The 19,558-nt window shown below is 56.9% G+C and carries 18 protein-coding genes; 9 read left to right on the top strand and 9 right to left on the bottom strand.

Going from position 1 to position 19,558, the window contains the following annotated elements; all coding sequences use genetic code 11:
- Positions 1–152 precede the first annotated feature (152 nt).
- The 5 genes from BSF44_RS00405 to BSF44_RS00425 are packed head-to-tail and all read left to right on the top strand — an operon-like array spanning position 153 to position 5,186.
- A complete protein-coding gene (locus tag BSF44_RS00405) occupies positions 153–1,625 on the top strand; it encodes a cytochrome c oxidase subunit II (RefSeq protein ID WP_095941772.1) in 1,473 nt (490 codons plus the stop codon).
- 49 nt (positions 1,626–1,674) lie between these two features.
- A complete protein-coding gene (ctaD, locus tag BSF44_RS00410) occupies positions 1,675–3,447 on the top strand; it encodes a cytochrome c oxidase subunit I (RefSeq protein WP_095941773.1) in 1,773 nt (590 codons plus the stop codon).
- On the top strand, positions 3,444–4,136 hold the full coding sequence (locus BSF44_RS00415) for a cytochrome c oxidase subunit 3 (RefSeq protein WP_095941774.1): 693 nt from the start codon (positions 3,444–3,446) through the stop codon (positions 4,134–4,136). The genes ctaD and BSF44_RS00415 overlap by 4 nt, the downstream gene beginning before the upstream one ends.
- Positions 4,137–4,141: 5 nt before the next feature.
- The gene (locus tag BSF44_RS00420) at positions 4,142–4,855 is read left to right on the top strand and encodes a heme-copper oxidase subunit III family protein (protein WP_095941775.1); all 714 of its coding nucleotides are present in this window, start codon (positions 4,142–4,144) and stop codon (positions 4,853–4,855) included.
- A 13-nt stretch (positions 4,856–4,868) separates the two neighbouring features.
- Positions 4,869–5,186, top strand: coding sequence for a cytochrome C oxidase subunit IV family protein (locus BSF44_RS00425; RefSeq protein WP_008053359.1), 318 nt, complete (start codon positions 4,869–4,871; stop codon positions 5,184–5,186).
- 30 nt (positions 5,187–5,216) lie between these two features.
- Here BSF44_RS00425 and BSF44_RS00430 read toward each other — a convergent pair whose 3' ends face one another.
- A complete protein-coding gene (locus BSF44_RS00430) occupies positions 5,217–5,777 on the bottom strand; it encodes a hypothetical protein (protein WP_095941776.1) in 561 nt (186 codons plus the stop codon).
- Positions 5,778–5,909: 132 nt separating this feature from the next.
- Positions 5,910–6,200, bottom strand: coding sequence for a hypothetical protein (locus BSF44_RS00435; protein WP_095941777.1), 291 nt, complete (start codon positions 6,198–6,200; stop codon positions 5,910–5,912).
- 298 nt (positions 6,201–6,498) lie between these two features.
- On the opposite strand from BSF44_RS00435, the gene BSF44_RS00440 reads away from it, so the two are divergent.
- Entirely contained in the window at positions 6,499–7,038 is a 540-nt protein-coding gene (locus BSF44_RS00440) for a hypothetical protein (protein WP_095941778.1), read from the top strand.
- A gap of 300 nt (positions 7,039–7,338) precedes the next feature.
- On the opposite strand, the gene BSF44_RS00445 is transcribed toward BSF44_RS00440, so the two are convergent.
- Together BSF44_RS00445 and BSF44_RS00450 are read right to left on the bottom strand one after the other, a co-directional pair.
- Positions 7,339–7,884 (bottom strand): carboxymuconolactone decarboxylase family protein, encoded by a 546-nt coding sequence (locus tag BSF44_RS00445; RefSeq protein ID WP_095941779.1) that lies wholly within the window; start codon positions 7,882–7,884, stop codon positions 7,339–7,341.
- Between the two features lie 34 nt (positions 7,885–7,918).
- Positions 7,919–8,536: a nitroreductase family protein gene (locus BSF44_RS00450; protein WP_095941780.1), complete on the bottom strand. Its 618-nt coding sequence runs from the start codon at positions 8,534–8,536 to the stop codon at positions 7,919–7,921.
- 113 nt (positions 8,537–8,649) lie between these two features.
- On the opposite strand from BSF44_RS00450, the gene BSF44_RS00455 reads away from it, so the two are divergent.
- Positions 8,650–10,080, top strand: coding sequence for a PLP-dependent aminotransferase family protein (locus tag BSF44_RS00455; protein WP_095941781.1), 1,431 nt, complete (start codon positions 8,650–8,652; stop codon positions 10,078–10,080).
- Positions 10,081–10,218: 138 nt separating this feature from the next.
- Here BSF44_RS00455 and msrA read toward each other — a convergent pair whose 3' ends face one another.
- The 4 genes from msrA to phnA form a co-directional block, all read right to left on the bottom strand.
- Positions 10,219–10,725 carry a peptide-methionine (S)-S-oxide reductase MsrA gene (gene msrA / locus BSF44_RS00460; RefSeq protein WP_095941782.1) on the bottom strand — a complete coding sequence of 169 codons (507 nt, stop codon included), beginning with the start codon at positions 10,723–10,725 and terminating at the stop codon, positions 10,219–10,221.
- A gap of 316 nt (positions 10,726–11,041) precedes the next feature.
- Complete coding sequence (locus BSF44_RS00465; RefSeq protein WP_095941783.1) at positions 11,042–12,145, bottom strand: polyamine ABC transporter substrate-binding protein; 1,104 nt, start codon at positions 12,143–12,145, stop codon at positions 11,042–11,044.
- 414 nt (positions 12,146–12,559) lie between these two features.
- Entirely contained in the window at positions 12,560–13,846 is a 1,287-nt protein-coding gene (locus BSF44_RS00470; protein WP_095941784.1) for an MFS transporter, read from the bottom strand.
- A gap of 96 nt (positions 13,847–13,942) precedes the next feature.
- Positions 13,943–15,166, bottom strand: a complete 1,224-nt coding sequence (gene phnA / locus BSF44_RS00475; protein WP_095941785.1) for a phosphonoacetate hydrolase — start codon at positions 15,164–15,166, stop codon at positions 13,943–13,945.
- 140 nt (positions 15,167–15,306) lie between these two features.
- On the opposite strand from phnA, the gene BSF44_RS00480 reads away from it, so the two are divergent.
- Positions 15,307–16,206, top strand: a complete 900-nt coding sequence (locus BSF44_RS00480; protein ID WP_095941786.1) for a LysR substrate-binding domain-containing protein — start codon at positions 15,307–15,309, stop codon at positions 16,204–16,206.
- Positions 16,207–16,629: 423 nt separating this feature from the next.
- Here BSF44_RS00480 and mhpT read toward each other — a convergent pair whose 3' ends face one another.
- Positions 16,630–17,847, bottom strand: a complete 1,218-nt coding sequence (gene mhpT, locus BSF44_RS00490) for a 3-(3-hydroxy-phenyl)propionate transporter MhpT (RefSeq protein WP_095941788.1) — start codon at positions 17,845–17,847, stop codon at positions 16,630–16,632.
- 331 nt (positions 17,848–18,178) lie between these two features.
- On the opposite strand from mhpT, the gene BSF44_RS00495 reads away from it, so the two are divergent.
- Positions 18,179–19,501 carry an OprD family porin gene (locus tag BSF44_RS00495; protein WP_095941789.1) on the top strand — a complete coding sequence of 441 codons (1,323 nt, stop codon included), beginning with the start codon at positions 18,179–18,181 and terminating at the stop codon, positions 19,499–19,501.
- Positions 19,502–19,558 lie beyond the last annotated feature (57 nt).

Here is a 19,558-nt window from a genome sequence, read left to right on the forward strand (position 1 = left end):
CCTCGCTGGCCAAGCCCACGGTACAACCCGATGGGCTCTATACTTCTTACGGACTTTGCCGCCCGGACGGGTGGTATTTGTCTGCCTTGCTTGGATGTCAGTGGCGATGCTTTTGCATAACCAATGAACAACAGGAATAGGATGAAGAGGAAATGGCAATAGCAATTATCCTGATACTCATCGTTATTGCATCAGTGCTATTCCACATACTGGCGCCCTGGCACGCGACGCCGGCGGCTTCCAACTGGGGGTCCATAGACACCACCCTGTTCATCACCCTGATCATCAGCGGAATATTCTTCATTGCCATCACGGTATTCATGGCAGTCGCGGTGATGCGATATCGTCACAAGGAGGGTGCCAGGGCGGCCTACCAGCCGGAAAACAAAAAGCTGGAACTGTGGTTGATTATCGTGACCTCACTAGGTATTGCCGGGATGTTGGCGCCAGGCCTGGTTGTCTACAACGACTTCATCCGGGTGCCGAAAGAGGCCTACGAACTTGAAGTAATTGCCCAGCAGTGGCAGTGGGCCTTTCGTTTTCCCGGCCAGGACGGGAAGTTGGGCAAGTCGGATATCAGGTTTGTCGATTCGGCCAATCCCCTCGGCGTTGATCCCAAGGATCCTGCCGGGCAGGACGATGTGCTTGTCATGAATAATGAGGTTCGCCTGCCGCTCGATCGGCCGGTGAAAGTCTTGCTGCGGGCCAAAGATGTCCTGCACGATTTCTATGTACCGCAAATTCGCAGCAAGATGGATATGGTGCCTGGGATGGTGTCGTACTTTTGGTTTACGCCGACTAAAACCGGAAAATACGAAGTCCTTTGCGCTGAGTTCTGTGGCGTAGGTCATTACAACATGCGCGGCCATATGATCGTGGAAGAGCAGGGCGTCTTCGATCAATGGCTCAAAGGCCAACCGACTTTTGCGCAGACATTGACGACAGCGGCCAAACCCGGTCGAGACAGCGTGGTGGAAAAAGGCCGCCAGTTGGTCGAACAACTCGGCTGCAAGGCCTGCCATAGCCAGGATGGCGGTGCCAGTCTCGGCCCGGGATGGAAAGGGTTGTACGGCCGCACTGAACAGCTTGCCGATGGCACCCGTGTGCAGGTCGACGAGGCCTACCTGAAGGAGTCGATTCTCGATCCGAAGGCCCGACTGGTGCAGGGCTACCCGCCGGTCATGGTGGCCTATACTCTCAAGGACGATGAACTGGGTGCTGTCATCGCCCTGATCAAATCACTGGGTGCCGCGGGGCAAGACGATGAACCTTCGACCGGCGAAGCTTCGAGCCCGGGTGAAGACCTGGTGGCGCAGGGGCAGCGGCTGGCCGGGTCGCTCGGCTGTCTGGCTTGCCACAGTGTCGATGGCAACAAGGGCGTCGGCCCCAGCTGGCAGGGCCTGTATGGCAAGACGGAAACCTTTGCCGACGATACGAGCGTAAAGGTCGATGAGGGCTATCTCAAGGATTCGGTTCTTCATCCCAACGCCAAAATCGTCAAGGGCTATGCCGCCGTCATGCCGGCTCTGGCTCCAAGTGACGAGGAGCTGAATGCACTGATCGCTTTCATCAAGTCCAAAGCGAATGCTGACACTGATGCGAACAACGCGGAGCCAGGGAAGTAGCCGTAAAGCAGCCAGGAAAACACTGAAACTTCGGCAGGAGGGTGACGTGATGGCCTATGCGGAGCAAGCCGAAACAGAAGCGCTGCACGAGCCCAAAAGTTTCCTGACCAAATACATCTGGAGTCAGGACCACAAGGTCATAGCCATTCAATATTCGTTGACGGCCATCTTCGTGGGACTTATCGCGTTGGTGTTGTCCGGCTTGATGCGCATGCAGATAGGCTTTCCCGGCAGTTTGGCGTTCATGGACGCCAGTACTTACTATCAGGCGATGACCATGCACGGCATGATCATGGTCATTTATTTGCTCACGGCCTTGTTTCTGGGTGGCTTCGGCAACTATCTGATCCCGCTGATGGTGGGCGCCCGCGACATGGTCTTCCCCTATGTCAACATGCTCAGTTACTGGTTTTACCTGGTGGCGGTACTGGTGTTGCTCAGCAGTTTTTTTGTCCCGGGCGGCCCCACAGGTTCCGGCTGGACGCTCTATCCGCCACAGTCGATCACCCAGGGGACACCGGGGGTCGAGTGGGGCATTGTCCTGATGCTCGTCTCACTGGCGATTTTCATTGTCGCGGCCACCATGGGCGGGTTGAACTACGTCACCACGGTGTTGCAGGCGCGCACGCACGGCATGACCCTGTTTCGCATGCCGCTCTCGGTATGGGGCATCTTCATGGCCTCGATCATGGCCTTGCTGGCGTTCCCGGCATTGTTTGTCAGTGCGGTGATGATGCTGTTCGACAAGCTGTTGGGCACCAGCTTCTTCATGCCGGCGATGATCTCGCTGGGGCAGCAGCTCGATCACCAGGGTGGCAGCCCGATATTGTTCCAGCACCTGTTCTGGTTCTTCGGCCACCCGGAGGTCTACATCGTTGCACTCCCTGCGTTTGGCCTGGTTTCCGACTTGATCAGTACCCATGCGCGTAAAAATATCTTCGGTTATCGAATGATGGTGTGGGCCATTATTGCGATTGGCGTACTCAGTTTCGTGGTCTGGGCACACCATATGTATGTCAGCGGAATGAACCCGTACTTTGGCTTTTTCTTCGCCGTCACCACCTTGATCATCGCGGTGCCGACCGCGCTGAAAGTCTATAACTGGGTATTGACCCTGTGGCGGGGCGACATCCACCTGACCGTGCCAATGCTGTTTGCCCTGGCCTTTATCGTCACCTTCCTGGTCGGTGGTCTGACCGGGTTGTTTCTCGGCAATGTGATCGTGGACATACCGCTCTCGGACACCTATTTCGTCGTGGCCCACTTTCATATGGTCATGGGGGTCGCTCCGGTACTGGTGGTGTTCGGCGGCATTTATCACTGGTACCCGAAAGTCACTGGGCGCATGTGGAACGACACCCTGGGCAAGCTGCATTTCTGGATTACCTTTCTGGGCACCTACGCCATCTTCTTCCCCATGCACTACCTGGGTTTCCAGGGCATGCCCCGTCGTTACTACGCCTATGAAAACTACGCGTTCATCCCGCAGTCCGCGCAAGACTTGAATGCCTTCATTACGGTGGTCGCATTGACTGTCGGCGTTTCCCAGTTGCTGTTCCTGTTCAACCTGACCTGGAGTGCATTCAAGGGCAAGCCGGCAGGCGGTAATCCCTGGGGCGCGGCCAGCCTGGAATGGCAAACGCCGGACACTCCGCCGAAACACGGTAACTGGGGAGAGAAATTGCCGGTCGTGCATCGCTGGGCGTATGACTACAGTGTGCCGGGGATCGAGCAGGATTTCGTGCCGCAAACGGTCTCCGCCGAGGAACTGGAGCAGATGCGGCAACTCAGTGCCGGAACCAGGGCGGACATCAAGACATGAACAGGCTGCTATTGAGAAACGCCGACGGCGCTGATCCCGGCGGCAGCTGGAGTCGCGACCCTGAGGGTATTCAGGCCGCCGAGGATGCCAATAGAAGGCAAACCGCAAGGGTAGGGCTGCGCTTGTTTCTGGTGGTGGTCAGTTCGTTGTTCTTCCTCTTCCTGATCGCCTTCATTGCCCGTTCACAAATGGCCGACTGGCTCCCCCTGACAGAGCCTTTGGCGCCGTTAGGCAATCTGCGGCCGCTCTGGTTGAATTCGGCATTTCTGGTATTGAGTTGCATCGCACTGCAAGGGTCGCGCATGGCCGCGCGAAAGGCTCGGCCGGGCGCAACTGTCGTTGGTTTTGCATTGGGGGGTGTCTTTGCCATTGCCTTTCTGGCGGGGCAACTCTGGGTCTGGCAGCAGTTTGTCGCCTGGGGCTACTTTGTCGCCGGCAATCCGGCCAACAGTTTCTTCTACCTGTTGACCGGCCTGCATGGGCTCCACCTGCTGGGCGGGCTGATCGCCTGGTGCTGGATCGTCGCCAGATTCCTGCGTCATGTGCCACAGGCGCAACTTGGCGCCGGCGTCGAGCTCTGTGCCATCTATTGGCACTACTTGCTGGGCCTTTGGTTCGTGCTTTTCGCGCTGCTGGCCAGCACGCCGCAAACCTATGAAGCCATCGCCAGATTCTGCGGCCTGAGGTAACAGCCATGGCATTGCACTCACAAGCCCAAGTCGAGCCCCGTTCATCCAATCCACCAGGTTCGCCGCCTGCACCGGGATGGCAGGGCATCGCCAGCGATTGGTCCTCGGATAAAGAGGCCTTCAAGCAGGTGCCCTGGGGCAAGGCGATGATGTGGATATTCCTGCTCAGCGATACGTTTATATTCACCTGTTTTCTGACCGGCTACATGTCGGTACGCATGACCATCACCAGCGCCTGGCCGAACCCCAGTGAAGTGTTCGCATTGACGATCGGCGGCAGGGAAATCCCGCTTATTCTGATCGCCATCATGACTTTTGTGCTGATCAGCAGCAGCGGCACCATGGCCATGGCCGTCAATTTCGCCTATCGCCGTAATCGCGCGAAAACCACGGCGCTGATGCTGGCCACGGCTGCCCTGGGGGTGACTTTCGTCAGCATGCAGGCATTCGAATGGAGCAAGCTGATCGCAGAAGGGGTCCGTCCCTGGGGGAACCCCATGGGAGCCGCGCAATTTGGTGCCAGCTTTTTCATGATTACCGGATTTCACGGACTGCATGTATCAATCGGCGCCCTCTATCTCAGCATTGTGGCGCTGAAAGTATGGCGCGGAGACTATGAGCGCTCCGGAAACTATCAGAACGTCGAGATAGCCGGACTCTATTGGCACTTCGTGGATTTGGTGTGGGTATTTATTTTTGCATTCTTCTATTTATGGTAGAGGAGCACGAGTGATGGCACATGCTCAGGGTCAGCAACATCCAATCAGTTTGTACCTTAAGATCTGGGGGCTGTTATTTGTCCTCAGCACGCTGTCGTACCTTGTCGATTATTTCCACTTCCATGGTTATCTTCGGTGGTCTCTGATTATCACTTTCATGTTGTTGAAGGCAGGTTTGATTGTCTCCATCTTCATGCATATGGCATGGGAGCGCCTGGCGATGGTCTACGCCATATTGGTGCCACCATTGTGTTTACTGGTGCTCATCGGGCTGATGGCCACCGAGGCAGACTATGTCTTCCTCAGCCGGGTCATTTTCTTTGGTCAGTAAGCAGCGTTCGGATGGCCTCGAGTCTCCGGGCTAACCGGATATCACTCGCTTGAACTGATGCCATTTGTGCTGCCAGGCCACCGTCCAGTGGGGGGCTGCCGCTCCCGTGCCGGCGATCTTCAGCTTCGGATGCTGTTTGATGACCTGATCCAGTACCGATTCCTGATTCGGTTCAACATCCACGAAGAAGATATGTTTGCCTTCTTTTACTGCCTGTTTGAAATTGCGGAAGTGAGTGTTCGGCACCTGGAAGCCAAAAAAACCGCCTTCCCAGATGCAGAAGCCCAATACAACAATGGCAAGGAAGATAAAGGGCATCCAGCCTGCGGCGGATTCGGTCCAGCCCATCCAATAGGCGCCAACCAGTACCAATGCCGCGAGTGGCACACCGATCACCGCACCAATCTCACCAGAGTGAACAGCATCCTGTTCCATTAACGAGCTGATCTCGTGGAGGTGATGTTCTTCTACATCAGCAACTTTTTCACTGAGTACATGAATCTGTTCGGAATTGATGCCGCTGGCTTCTAATTCATATTCAACGTTTTCAAGATCGTTGAGATTGTCACTGATGTAATAGTGCCGGTTCATGCAACACCTCCCATCTCGGGTTGCTGCAGACCTCCTCTGTCCGGCAGCAGTCGGTAGCTGTACTGTGGGGAACGTTGCACACCCCGTGCAATCTGAAAAAAGTATAGCACTCACTATCCTGCGGATCGGTCGCTAGCTGATCTGCACAATGACCGGGCCTTCCGTTACGATCGGCGGTTTCGCGTGGATATTCGAGGCATTTTTCTGAATCCATTCACGCGCGACTTTCAGGCTCGCATCGCTGCCGGCCTTGTCCGTGCAAACAGTCACCGCCGTGCCACCGTCACCCGTATTCAACAGTGTGTAGCTAACGAGGCCAGGCACTGTCCGCAGGGTCGCTTCGACGTCGGCATTGCGCTCTTCCAACAGCTCGAAAAGCTGCTTTGCTCCAGTACCCAGGTAGGTTCTTATCACCGCATACATAGTCGTCTCCCTTGGGAGTGCCGCCTTTATGCCAATCCGGATCCGTTGATGGCCGCTATCACTTAAGGTTTCGGTTCGTCCTGATTTACTAAGCTTAGCCAAACGCCGGCGACAGTCGTAATGCGACGACCACCGGCCGTGTTTGGCTGAAGGCAGTCTAGTGGCAGATTAGTGGCTATGCTTGGTCAGCTACCTGTACGTGTTGGGGGGAACACCGTTCAGCAGGCTCGTGAAAACGTGATCACCTCGCTTCAGGCGTCATCACAAATTGCCCTTGCGCCACGGAGTCGTCACTAACATGAACAAAAAAGAAGCTAAAGCCAAAGTAAAAGACCTGATCTCGTCCGGAGTACCGAAATCGGAAGTATTCACTCGGCTTTCAGGCCAAGGGGTCAAGGACCGTCTGCTTGCCAGGTTGATCGCTTCAACTGCTGATCCCTACCTCTGCGATATACATGACCGCAAGGTTAATGCCGTTATTACACTCATGTTTATCCAGGCTGCACTCGTTCTTCTAGTCGGATTTATTGCAGGTTCGACTATTGGGCCTAACGCCAGATGGGTCGTTGGTGGTTTGGGCGCACTTATCCCGCTCTTGTTTGCTTGGGGGTTCTACAATCATCTGGCAGGCGCTTACAATGCATATATTATTCTGTCCATGGGCTCGGTAGCGAGGCAGGTGGACGGGTTGGCTTCAGGGTCCATTACAATGTTTATCGGCTCGGCCATAGCGCTCGGAATGTTTGCTTATATATTCTACGTTCGCCAGAAGTTATTTCCGGATTTGGCTTTTTTTTCACCGAGAAAAGTCAAAGGACAGTATGTGTTTTCCAGTTGAAGAAACTGCTAAAGATAAGTCAATTTAATGGTGCGAAGTAAATGAGGTTCTTGAGTGAGGGCGCGGGGGCAGATCTGTTTTTCACGTTAACCTGAACAGCAAGACTCGTGTTCGCTTATTTATGTATGTCTTATTCTTTGCATGTGCTCATCTGATACTCATGTGGAAAAGCTGGACGCTCAGGAACGGCCGTTGATTCGTCAATGGGACTTTTTCGGGACGGTAGCGACGGTCCGGGCCTGACCGTCGCGAATGTGAGTACCGTTTGCCTATACGCGGTATTTGCGGGGCGGATCGAACTCAGATCGAGCCAGCCGGCGTAACGGCAGGGAAGTCCTTCTCGGGATCGAACACGTTATTGAAAAAGTTCGTCAGGGAGTACATGGCCACCAACGCGACAATCTCCATGATATTCGCATCGGTGTAGCCCGCATCACGGACGGCTTTCAGATCAGCGTCACTGACCTTGCCGCGAGTCTCGATGACTTTGTGGGAGAACTGGAGGGCAGCGTCGCGCTTCGGGTCGGGGGCATGGCCCTTGCGAGCGAGAATGATTTCATCGGCCGACAGCTTGGCCATATGCTCGGCCGTAAAGCTGTGAACCGTCAGGCAGTAGTTGCAGCCATTCGCTTCGGAGACGGCGAGGCCGATACTGTCACGCGTCTTCAGATCGAGCGCTTTGCTCAAGGAGCCGAGCAGAGTAGCCCATGAGTTGAACGCGATTGGACTCTGCGCGAAGGTCATCATCATGTTTGGAGTGAACCCGATGTTCCTGGTGAACGCATCGAGAGTCGGTTTCGAATCGGCCGGCACTTGTTCCGGCTTTAGAACTGCACTTCTAGGCATTGTAGTCTCCGTCAATTACCTGGTTTATTAACAGTTAAACGAGATCCAACACATCAGACAGCGGACGGCGCGGCTTCTGAGCCCAGTTCCCCGGACGTTCCGCGCCTATGGACAACAACATGACCGGCACTTCGTTTTCAGCCAGTCCGAATTCGCGGGCCACCGCTTCGGCATCGAAACCGATCATCGGCGTCGAACCCAGGCCTAGCGAGCGGGCGGCATAGATGATCGCCGACGCACCGAAGGTGGCGGTGCGTACTGCCTCGTCACGCTGGCGCTGTGGGTGCTCTGAATACAAATCGCGCGCGGGGAGTTCCCAATCCGGCACCATCGTTGCGGGCATGACGCCCGCTTCCACCAGCGGCGCAAGGCGTTCGGGTATGACGCTGGAATCGGCCAGTTGGCCGCAGATGATGAAGGTAACGGCGGCTTCAGTGATCGGGGGCTGATTCCAGGCGATAGGACTCAACCGGGCTTTGGCTCCAGGCGTACGTACCGCGATGAAGCGCCAGTTCTGTATATGGAAGGACGTTGGTGCCGTGGTGCCGATTCGCACCAACTCACGGATTTGGTCGTCGCTCAAAGTGGCGGCAGGGTCGTAGTACTTGGCGGCACTGCGACTCACGATACATTCGATGACGGCGTTGGTCATGATGGTTCCTATGGATGAGGGGGTAGGTTTCTCCGGCTTGGTCTTTAAATCTTGTACCGTCGATGGTACGAATAAAAGAACCAAGATCACCCACCTTTGTGTGTACCAAGAATATGAATTCAGACCTGCAAATCCAGCTCGACCGAACAGCAAAGCTGTCCCTGTCAGAGCAGATTCGTTTGAGTATCAGCAGGGCAATAGAGTCAGGCCTGCTCACACCAGGTACTCGATTGCCTTCGTGGCAGGATCTCGCCGCGCACCTTGGTGTGGCGCGCGGGACCGTTCAAACGGCGTATGAACGATTAGCCGACGCCCAAATGATCGAAACATTCGGAGCAAAGGGCACACGCGTGGCGCCACGCCCCCGTGCCGCGACGGCTCAACCGGCACCACCGGGGCCTGGAGCTTTTATGAGCGCCTATGAGCGGGTGAACACTGGACCTGCAATCTTTCAGCTCGGTATTCCAGCGTTTGATGGCCTGGAAAAGCTTTTCGCACGCGCGCGCTCGTCCAATCTGTTGAAAGCAGGATCTTTCTCGTCACTGATCTATCCCGATCCTCGCGGGGAATATGAGATGCGTCGAGAGATTGCAGGTTATCTCTCCATCTCCAGAAACCTGCACTGCCTCCCTGAGCAGGTGTTCATCACGTCGGGATACAGCTCCGGCTTAGGGCTTGCACTGCGGGTGTTAGGTCTGGACGGTAAGAAGGTCTGGATGGAGGAGCCCGGATTCTTTCTTACCCGCAAGGGGCTGGAGCTCGCTCGCTTGAATGTCATTCCGATTCCGGTGGACGCCGAAGGCCTCAACGTAGACTACGGAATCGAGAAGGCCGCGGACGCTGCATTAGCCGTCCTGACCCCCGGTCAACAAGCGCCTTTGGGCTCGACTCTGTCATTGAGGCGACGGCTTCAACTGCTCGAATGGGCCGTCTCCAACGACGCCTGGATCATCGAAGATGACTACCTCAGCGAGCTGCAACTGGAAGGCCGGGCGGCCCCTGCCTTGGCGTCTTTGGATGAGGGTAAACGGGTTATCCACATAGGTTCTTTCAGCAAGACTGTGAGCCCGGGGCTGCGACTTGGATTTGTTGTAGCGCCAACCGAACTTATTACTGCGTTCTCCGAGGTGGCGACGACGCTTGCCCCCGCGCCTTCACCCGTCATTCAACTCGCCACGGCTCAATTTATGCGCGAAGGCCACTACATTCGGCGTGTCCGTCGGCTCAAGCGACTGTATGTTGCCCAGCGTGACGCGTTATGCGAGCAGTTACGAATGCACGATGCAGAGTGGGTCAAGGCAGGCCTGGCCGTGCTTCTCAGACTCCCCGACGGGGCACCCGACGTGCAAATCGTTCGGGAAGCGATGACCTTTGGCATGGCCCCATCGCCTTTGTCAGCGTGGTTCGCGACGCCGTCCAGGAGCTCCTCCGGCCTGTTGCTCGGAGTTGCCACAGCGTCTGAACCTTACCTTGCGACATCGTGCCATCGATTGTTCGAGATCATCGGGCGATATTGCGAGCCCGGTGTTCGAGGCGTCACATAAGAGGAGGAAACCTTCAGTGCCGGGGATGCTGGCAAGTATTGTTGGTGAGTCCACCTCGCGCTCCTGGCTGGTTGCCGCCTGTCGTAAGGGCGGAAAACGGTCGGAAGCGGTCACCTCTGCGCCTCACAAACTCGACTTTCAGGCGCGCTTGGGGAGCTTCCAGTTCGGGCGGATGAAGTGGCATGTGTAGCCGTTCGGAATACGTTCGAGGTAATCCTGGTGTTCTGGTTCCGCCTCCCAAAAAGGCCCCGCTGGTTCGATTTCGGTGACTACTCGGCCTGGCCACAGGTGTGAAGCATCGACATCGGCAGCGGTGTCCTCGGCAATGTCGCGTTGCTGTTCGTTGAGGTAGTAGATCGCCGAACGATAGCTGGGGCCCAGGTCGTTACCCTGACGGTTGGGCGTGCTGGGGTCGTGTATCTGGAAGAAGAACTCAAGGATCTGCCGGTAGCTGATTACGGCAGGGTCGAAGACGATCTCGATGGCTTCGGCGTGGTTGCCATGGTTGCGATAGGTGGCATTCGGCACATCGCCGCCGGTATAACCGACCCGCGTGTGCAGCACACCGGGATAGCGCCGCAGCAGATCCTGCATGCCCCAGAAGCAGCCGCCGGCGAGAATGGCAGTTTCGGTGTGTCTGGTCATGGTCTGTCCTTCCTCTCGGGAGCGTTGTGTATAGCCACTGTTATGAGGGCGTGTTGGCCAATTCCAAGGTTTCGCGCAAACAGAATTGGAATGACCGCTCCTGGCCGTTTTCTGCCTGTCGTGAAGGGCAGCAGTCGACCCATAGCTGCCGGTGGCAACTGGCAGAAAATGACCGATCTCTGCTCGTCGTGAATGGCGGTTTCCGCCCAGGCCAACTGGCCCGACGCAAGGCGTAGAGCAAGGTGGCGGCATCTAGCCCCGGCAGCGTGCCGATTGCCCTTCAGTCGCGACCAGAAACAACATCGCTGATATCGGCTCAGTTGCCGTTCTTGATATTGCTCCAGAAGCGCGTACGGACACGATCCACCGCATGGGACTGCGGTTGCAGGGTGAACAGTGTGGCTATCACTTGCGCAGTGGGGTAGATGTTCGGGTTGTCGTTCACTTCAGCCGAGACCAGCGCCGTCGCGTCTTTGTTGGCGTTGGCGGTGAGCGCCAGATCGGTAGCAGGCGCAATCACTTCCGGGCGCAGCATGTAGTTGATGAAGGTCAGCCCATGCTCCGGGTGGCTGCCGTCTTTCACCAGTACCAGGTTATCGGACCACAGCGGTGCACCTTCGACGGGGATGCTGTATTCGATTTTCACTCCTTTTCCGGCTTCGTTGGCGGCTTGCTTTGCACCGAATACCGCGCCGGACCAGGTCAGGGCCACGCAGATATCGCCGTTGGCCAAGTCGCTGCCGATCTTCGACGAATTGAAATAGGTGATGTACGGGCGCAACTTCAGCATCAGCGCTTCGGCTTTTTTATAATCATCGGGGTTGCTGCTGTTGGGAGGGAGGCCAAGGTAGTGCAGGGCGATCGGCATGATCTCGGCGGGCGCGTCCAGAATTCCCACCCCACATTGACTGAGTTTGGCCAGGTTCTCTTCTTTGAACAGCAGGTCCCATGAGTTCACCGGTGCCTGGTCACCCAGGATGGCGCGGACCTTTTCAACGTTGTAGCCAATCCCATCGGTGCCCCATAGGTAAGGTATGGCGTATTGGTTGTCAGGGTCGTTCGCGCGAAGCTTTTCCAAAATTATCGGGTCGATGTGTTTCAGATTGGGCAGTTGGCTGCGGTCGAGCTTTTGCAAGGCACCCGCCTTGATCAGGGCGGGCAGGATGAAGTTACTGGCCACCACCACGTCATAACCGCTATGGCCGGTCATCAGCTTGGCCTCCAGTACTTCGCCGCTGTCGAAGGTGTCATACACAGGTTCAATACCCGTTTCGCGCTTGAAATCCTGGAGGGTGGTCGGACCGATGTAGTCGTACCAGTTGTACACGTGCACGGTGGGCGTATCAGCTGTTGCAGTCGTTATCCAGGCCGACAGACAGGTGCTGATTCCGAGGTTCAAAGACGAGCGGTAACGACACAATGTGACACTCCTGGCCTGCTTCAGGACCATGATGTTCGGGAGAGGACAGGTTAATGATGCAGGCTGTTGCGGCCTATTACCAAGGTGGGTTACTCGAAAGGGGTAGTGATTGGAAGCCTTGTCGCCAAGCGCTTTCTACAAAGCGCTGCAAGCGTTGAATACTTTGACGCCTTAAGTCGCAATGGGTCGTTTTCTACCCGTAGCGACAGACTGCTCCTGGCCGATTTCTGCCTGTTGCGAAGGACATCCACAACCCAGTATAGATAGTCCGTCCCGCCTTCACCGATACTGGTAACGGTTGCCATTGATACGCACTGCAACGACAACCCTGAGCGAGTCAGTATCGCTATCATAAATCGCTCGGGGCACGCGAATCGTGGCGCTTGTGGCGCTACGATCCGCGCATTAAGGTTGTCAGCGTTTGATCAATAACGACAACATTGCACTCGCCCCACAGAGTCCCGCTACAATCGGAAAAATGATCGACGTACTACCGGTTGAATCGATCATGTGGCCGATAACTGGCTCACTCATGCCTGCAAATGCATAGGACATGGTATTGAGTACGCCGGTTGCGGTGCCTGCAACGTGACGTCCAAAGATGTCCGGACACAGAGCCCAGAACGACGACGCCGGGCCGAAGACGAAAAACCCGCAAAGAAACAGCAAGCCAATCGCGACCATGCTTGCGTGCGGCACGAACATCATGATCATCGCGGTGGTTGAAGCGAGCACCATATACGAGACGATCGCCAGATAGCGTCTTCCCTGAAATACCACGTCGGAAATCCAACTGTTCGACAGGGCACCCAACGCCATCCCTACCGGCAGTGCGATAGTGATCCACTTCGGGTCAATAATCGCTGACGATGTCTTCCAGTCCAGCCCGAGAAAATGCACCGGTACCCAGACCACCAATGCGTAGCGCGCAGCGTTCTGGAAACCGATGGCGAATCCGGTGATATAAAGTCGCCAGTTCCGCAGCACGGTCACATAGCGCTGTGCACTGGTTGAATTATTTTCCGCTGCCGGCAGCGAGGTGTCGTCCGCCTGTTCAAGGGGGGCCGATTTATTGTCTTCGGGACGCTCGGAGACAAAAAACCACAGGACAATTGCGCCAAGTAGCATCGACAGTGGTGCCAGCCGGAAAATCCAGATCCAGTCCAGTTGCATCGCGCCCAGAATGACCAGCGGCAGAATAAACGCGAGCACAGAGGAGAAACCGGAAAATCCGACATAAACACCGTACACAAAGCCGCGATGTTTATGGCTCCACCAGTTCGACAGCAGGCGACTGCCGGGCGCAAAACCCATGGACTGGAAGTAACCGTTCGCCCCCCACGCAAGCAGGAAAAACCAGAACGAGTGGCCGAAGCTAAAGACCCAGTTGGCCCCCAGCGAGAGAATCGCGCCGGCGATCATCATTCGCTTGCCGCCGAACTTGTCGCCCAGATTGCCGTTGATGAACTGACCGCCCGCGTAGCACCACAACATCATGGCGCTGATCCAGCCGATCTCGTATTTCGATAAACCGTAATCATGCTGAATGCCGGGGATCGCGAAGCCCAGGGTCTGGCGCCCTGTGTAATAGAAGAGATAGCAGAACGTAACGCCGATCAGTGCGCGCCATTTGTATTGGTCAAAGGTGGATACTCGCGAGTTCGCCTTGTATTGCAGGGTATCAGCGGTTTTTGTAGGCATGCCTGTCTCCGTGTGGCGCGCAGTCTTTCGCTGCGCTAACCAGTTTTTGGATTAAGCGGGAGCGCGCAGTCTTCGCTGCGCTGCCGGGTTTGCGAATTAAGCGAGATGGTTGAGCGCGAGATCGATAATGTCGAAATTTCGCAGTCGGCCGGGGCTGTCGAGACCGACCAGCTTGCGGTTGAAGATCAGTGGCACTTTCTGCTCCGATACACCACCGTGGGAACGCAAGGGCACCGTCAGTCCGGACAGGTCGTGTTTGTCGGCAGCACTGCCAAGCACCGTCAGTCGTTCCCCGAGTACCACCAGGTCGCCAATCCGGTCTTCGGGCAGTTCGAATCGCTGGCAGGCCTGCGAACGCGTCAAGACTGCCTCGACACCGGCGATGCCTGCGAGAAAGTCGATGGCATCGCGCTGCGGTACCGCATCGCGCAAGTACACGGTCGCGTAAGAGCCCAGCGCGCCGTGATGCACTACGTAAGGGTCGGTGATCGGCAGTAATACCCGTGTGCGCTGCGCGCCATATTGGGCATCGAGAAGGTCTTGCAAAAACAGGATGTTGGGGCGACCTATCGCATCGGTCTTGGCATTCATGCCGTGATCCGCCGTAATCGCCACGATCGCGCCTTGCTCGTGATAACGCTTGAAGTAGCTGTCCATCATTGCGTAGAACGCATTGGCTTCGGGTGTGCCTGGCGCATGTTTGTGTTGTACATAATCGGTAGTGGACAGGTACATGAAGTCGGGGCGTTCGTTGGTCAACAACGAGAGGCCGGCGGCAAACACGAACTCGGAAAGGTCTGCGCTGTATACCGAAGGCACGGGCATGCCGACTCTTGCCAGGATGTTCTCGACACCGTGTTCCTCCAGATTCACCTGGTCGGCTTTTTCAGCGGAAAAACAGATCCCTTTCAGTTGATGCCCCAGCAAGTTGCGCAACTTGTCCTTTGCGGTCACCACGGCGACGAGCTGGCCCGCTTTGGCCATCTCGGCAAGAATAGTCGGCGCGCGAAGGTACTTCGCGTCGTTCATCAACACCTCCTCTTGCGTCTCCTGGTCAAAAAAGAAGTTGCCGCAAATACCGTGAACGGATGGCGGGGCCCCGGTAACGATCGACAGATTGTTCGGGTTGGTGAACGAAGGCACCACGCAATCGCCAGTCAACACTGTGCCGAAGCCGGTAAGTTCGGCGAGAAACGGTGCCTGTCCGGCTTGAATGGCTTGATTGATGTATTCCTGCTCGCATCCGTCGACGCAGATAACAATCGTCGGTGCCGACGACAGGCGATAGGAGCGCGAGTTCACGCTGATAAGTTGTGTCATGGATAAGCCTTCCCTTCGATGAGTGAGCGCACGGCGCGGTGAGTGACCTGCACTGTTTGAAACCGGCGATTCACCGTATTCTGAGCATCTTTCTCACACAATCGAATTAAACTGGCGATATCTGTGCATGAGGCTCACACATGAGGCAAAAACTTCCGCCGCTTCACGCGCTGCGCATTTTTGAAGTGGCCGCCCGGGCAGGCAGTTACTCGGCTGCGGCCCGGGAACTGAACCTGACTCACGGCGCGGTCAGTCGGCAGATTGCGGCCCTTGAGGAGTGGCTCGGTCAACCGCTGTTTGTGCGTGATGGGCAGAGCATGGTGGCGTCGCCCCATGCCCGGGCGCTCGCCCGGGAAATCAGCGCCGCGTTCGATCACATCGCGGACGCTGCCGAGCGCTATGGCAAGAAGCAGCAGCTGAAAATCATCCGTGTCAGCGCCCCGGCCACCGTCGCGATGCGCTGGCTGATCCCCCGATTGCCTTTGTTTACCGAGACACACCCCGGGGTGGACGTGCGCGTTTCGACCGTGCTTTCGACGCAACCGGCGTTCACGGGAAGTTTCGACATTGCCATACGACGGGGCGTACCAAACGGTGGTCAATTTCAGGCAATACCCTTGTACCGGGAATCGAATACGGTGATTGCGAGCCCGTCTTTGCTCGCCAGGACAGGCATCGAGGCAGTTGAGCAACTGGCCGCCGAAACCTGGTTGACCACCGAAACCCGCCCAGGTGACTGGGAAGCCTGGTTGGAAAGTGCAAATCAACCGATGCTTCGAGCGAGCCGAACCTTGCGCTTCGATCATTTCTTCGTGACGTTGCAGGCCGTCGTCGATGGGCTTGGTTTCGGAATAGGTCCCTTTCCAACGCTTGAGGCCGAATGTGCCACCGGACGGTTGCAGAGACCCTTTCCGGCTTTGCGCTCACTCGGCCCGACTTACTATGCGCTGGTTCCGCTTGACGCCGACAAGCCCGTCCATTTGCGGGCCTTTGTTGATTGGCTGCAATCAGTGAGTGTGACAGGTGAGGAATCGCAGTGATGGTAGTCGTAGATATTGGTGCCGGTATTTAAGGCTCCCTGGCTTTCGTCCCTTCAGTGATCTCAGCGAACCGGATCGACAGTTTTACCGGTTCGAAGTGGATGGGCAATAAGACGCTTAACGGTCCCCCTTGTACTGATTAGTCAATGATGTGCATCGATTTGAGGCTGATTCGGTGGTCATGAAAATGCCCGGAAAATTGCCGTAATGCTGTTCAGTTAAGGAAATTGTAGGAGCGAGCTTGCTCCGGGCGGCGTTCCGACGATGGACTCAAGAGCGCCGCGTTTTGCCAGTAAATACGCGTTATCGTTAACGACCATCGCGAGCAGGCTCGCTCCTACAGAGGACCACATTCGCTTAAGTGAACAGCATTTCGGCAAATTGCCGGGCATTTTCATTCCTCAAACCCCAGGGTGGCGTGGCTCAGCTTGCAGCTTGCGGATGAGACTCAGTGGTCGCGCCGTTGCGGGCGATCACGGTCAGGATCGACAGCGCGGCGATCACCAGCCCCGGTGACGTTGCCAGCAGCACGCCAGTGGTGCCGGCACCGGCGGCGAGGATCTGGCCGGCGGCCAGGGGACCTGCCACCGAACCGAGCCGGCCGATGGCCACGGCCGCGCCGACTCCGGTGGCGCGCACCGACGTCGGGTAGGAAGGAGGCGCCAGTGCATACAGCACAAGCTGTGCGGCCATGACGAACAACCCGACGGCAAACCCGGCGATGGCCATCGGCACGATACCCACTGACAGGCCGACCCCGGCCAGCGCCGCCAACACCCCGGCGTACACGAACAGGACCACTTTCAGGCCGTTGCAGCGGTCCAGCATCACCCCGCCGAGCAGCGAACCCATGGCGCCGCCGATGTTGAACAGCATCTGCACCATGCCTGCCTGGGGCTTGGTGAAACCCTGTTCCAGCAACAGCGAGGGCAGCCAGTTGAGCAGCATGTACATCACGGTCAGGGTGAAGAAGTAGCTCAACCACAAGGCCAGCGTGCAGCGTGCGCGTCCTTCGCCGAACAGCGCCTGGGCGGTGGACGACCGTGGGCTGGCGGTCGTGACGTGTTGCTGGCGAAACGCCGTGGATTCGGGCAGCAGCAGGGCCATCAGCGGCACCACCAGCAAGGGCGTCAGACCGCCGATGATAAAGGTGGTTTGCCAGTGTTCACTGGAAAACATCGCCACCACGGCCGCCAGCGCGCCGCCCAGGGGTACGCCGCAGTACATGACGCTGATGGCGGTGCCGCGATGGCGCTCGCTCACGGCCTCGGCACACAGGGCAATCAGGTTGGGCAGGGCGGCACCCAGGCCCAGGCCGGTCATGAAGCGCACCAGCAGCAGGCTGGAATAGCTCTCGACATAGGCAGTGCAGAGCGAGAAGACGCCGAACAGCAGTACGGCGCCGACGAGGATTTTCTTGCGGCCGATACGATCGGCCACCCAGCCGCCAAAAAACGCACCCGGCAGCAGGCCGATGATCCCGGTGCTGAACACCCAGCCCATCATCTTCGGGTCCAGGGCAAAGCTCTGGCGCAATCCCGCGGCAGCGGTGCCGGCAGCCTGCAGATCGAACCCCTCGATCAGCGCAACGATAAAGCACAAAGCGATTGTCAGCGTCGAGCGACGCGATGGACTGTCCATGGGTGTACCTCATTGTTGTTTTTGTTGTGGAGTCGAGCCATCCCGTTGCACTCCGGCACGCTGGATGTAATGGCTGGCGATTAAGATAACAAATATAACTAAAAAATGAACGACCTCTTAAAAGGCACGATCCTCTGAATTAAAGCCTTTAAAAACAATCGATTAATTGATTTATGATGATCTTGTTGAAAAATAGATAACAATATTAATGTTCGATTATCGGCTATCTGCGATTGACGATCACCCTCGGCTGTTTCCATTCTCTGTCCACGAAGCCGATTGCCCTGTGGTCGTCAGGCATCCAGCACAACAATAAAAATGGATATCGAACATGCCAAAACACCCCGTCAACGCCGATGCAGCGGCGTCAGTTTCCTGTGTGTCCCGTGTTAATCCAGGATTGCTCCTGGCGCTTCTCGGCTTCAGCGTCCTGCCCTCAACATCGCGAGCAGAGGGGTTTATCGAGGACAGTCACGCCAACTTGACCCTGCGCAATTACTACATGGACCGTGACTACAAGGACGGCGGCGCCAAGACGGCTGCACGGGAGTGGGCCCAGGGTTTCATCCTGGGCGTGGAGTCGGGGTTTACCGAAGGCGTTGTGGGATTCGGTCTGGACGTTCGCGGGTTGCTGGGGGTCAAGCTCGACTCTGCGCCGCATCGTAGCGGCACCGAGTTGTTGCCGGTGTCGGCCAGCGACAAGCGCGCGGCGGATGAATATTCACGGCTCGCCCCGACGGCCAAACTAAGATTTGCCCAATCCACGGTGAAGAGCGGCGATGTCTCGATTTTCCTGCCGTTCGCTTTCGCCAGCCCATCGCGACTGTTGCCACAGACCTTTCGCGGCACGACCCTCAGTTCCAAAGATATCGAGGGCCTGACCCTCAACACCGGTTACATCGATCGCATCAACAAGCGCGATTCCACGGACTATCAGGCCATGAGCATCGCCTCGCCAAACCGGCGATTCAACGGCGCCGCCACCACCTCGCATCTGGCGTACGTAGGGGGCGATTATCAGGTCAACAAAGAACTCAGTCTGCGCGCCTACCATGCCGAGGTGACTGACCTGTACCAACAGGACACCCTGGCATTGCTGCATAACCTGCCGCTCGGCGACGGCGTGTTCACCAGCGACTTGCGCAGCTTTTTCAGCCGCGAGGATGGCAGCGCCAAGGCGGGCAGGGTGGACAATCGCAACCTCTCGGCGTTGTTCGGCTACCGCCTCGGCGGGCACCGTGTGAGCCTCGGCTACATGCATTCCAGCGGCGACACGGCGACGCCCTACATCTCCGGCACGGAGTTGATGGGCATGAGCGAACAGACCATGGCTTCGGATTTTCTCAACGCCAGGGAGCGCACCTGGCAAGCGATCTATGACTACGACTTCGTGGCGTCCGGGGTGCCCGGTTTGAAGGGAAGGTTGCGTTACGTACGCGGCGACAATATCGAGTTGGCCGCCTACAACGCCGAGGACCGCAAGGAGCGCGAATTCCAGATGGAACTGGGTTATGTGATTCAGAGCGGCCCGCTGAAAAACGTCGGGCTGTTGGCGCGCAAGGCGATCTATCGCAATGACTTCCCGAGCGGTACGGCGTTTCGTGATGAAAACCAGACCCGCTTCCAGGTGCTCTATACCTTGCCGATCTGGTAAGCCCGGGTTCTTCGATGTTCCCCGCCGGCCGCACCTTCTGGAGCGTGCCGGCAGCCT

This window comes from Pseudomonas sp. ACN8 (assembly GCF_002303925.1).
Lineage (GTDB): Bacteria > Pseudomonadota > Gammaproteobacteria > Pseudomonadales > Pseudomonadaceae > Aquipseudomonas.

Bases quoted from the DNA above. Each gene is read 5' to 3' on its own strand.
- ctaD (WP_095941773.1), top strand. From the start codon at position 1,675: ATGGCCTATGCGGAGCAAGCCGAAACAGAAGCGCTGCACGAGCCCAAA.
- BSF44_RS00435 (WP_095941777.1), bottom strand. From the start codon at position 6,200: ATGTATGCGGTGATAAGAACCTACCTGGGTACTGGAGCAAAGCAGCTT.
- msrA (WP_095941782.1), bottom strand. From the start codon at position 10,725: ATGACCAGACACACCGAAACTGCCATTCTCGCCGGCGGCTGCTTCTGG.
- BSF44_RS00470 (WP_095941784.1), bottom strand. From the start codon at position 13,846: ATGCCTACAAAAACCGCTGATACCCTGCAATACAAGGCGAACTCGCGA.
- BSF44_RS00420 (WP_095941775.1), top strand. From the start codon at position 4,142: ATGGCATTGCACTCACAAGCCCAAGTCGAGCCCCGTTCATCCAATCCA.
- BSF44_RS00415 (WP_095941774.1), top strand. From the start codon at position 3,444: ATGAACAGGCTGCTATTGAGAAACGCCGACGGCGCTGATCCCGGCGGC.
- BSF44_RS00445 (WP_095941779.1), bottom strand. From the start codon at position 7,884: ATGCCTAGAAGTGCAGTTCTAAAGCCGGAACAAGTGCCGGCCGATTCG.
- BSF44_RS00440 (WP_095941778.1), top strand. From the start codon at position 6,499: ATGAACAAAAAAGAAGCTAAAGCCAAAGTAAAAGACCTGATCTCGTCC.
- BSF44_RS00425 (WP_008053359.1), top strand. From the start codon at position 4,869: ATGGCACATGCTCAGGGTCAGCAACATCCAATCAGTTTGTACCTTAAG.
- mhpT (WP_095941788.1), bottom strand. From the start codon at position 17,847: ATGGACAGTCCATCGCGTCGCTCGACGCTGACAATCGCTTTGTGCTTT.
- BSF44_RS00495 (WP_095941789.1), top strand. From the start codon at position 18,179: ATGCCAAAACACCCCGTCAACGCCGATGCAGCGGCGTCAGTTTCCTGT.
- BSF44_RS00455 (WP_095941781.1), top strand. From the start codon at position 8,650: ATGAATTCAGACCTGCAAATCCAGCTCGACCGAACAGCAAAGCTGTCC.
- BSF44_RS00430 (WP_095941776.1), bottom strand. From the start codon at position 5,777: ATGAACCGGCACTATTACATCAGTGACAATCTCAACGATCTTGAAAAC.
- BSF44_RS00480 (WP_095941786.1), top strand. From the start codon at position 15,307: ATGAGGCAAAAACTTCCGCCGCTTCACGCGCTGCGCATTTTTGAAGTG.
- BSF44_RS00405 (WP_095941772.1), top strand. From the start codon at position 153: ATGGCAATAGCAATTATCCTGATACTCATCGTTATTGCATCAGTGCTA.
- BSF44_RS00450 (WP_095941780.1), bottom strand. From the start codon at position 8,536: ATGACCAACGCCGTCATCGAATGTATCGTGAGTCGCAGTGCCGCCAAG.
- phnA (WP_095941785.1), bottom strand. From the start codon at position 15,166: ATGACACAACTTATCAGCGTGAACTCGCGCTCCTATCGCCTGTCGTCG.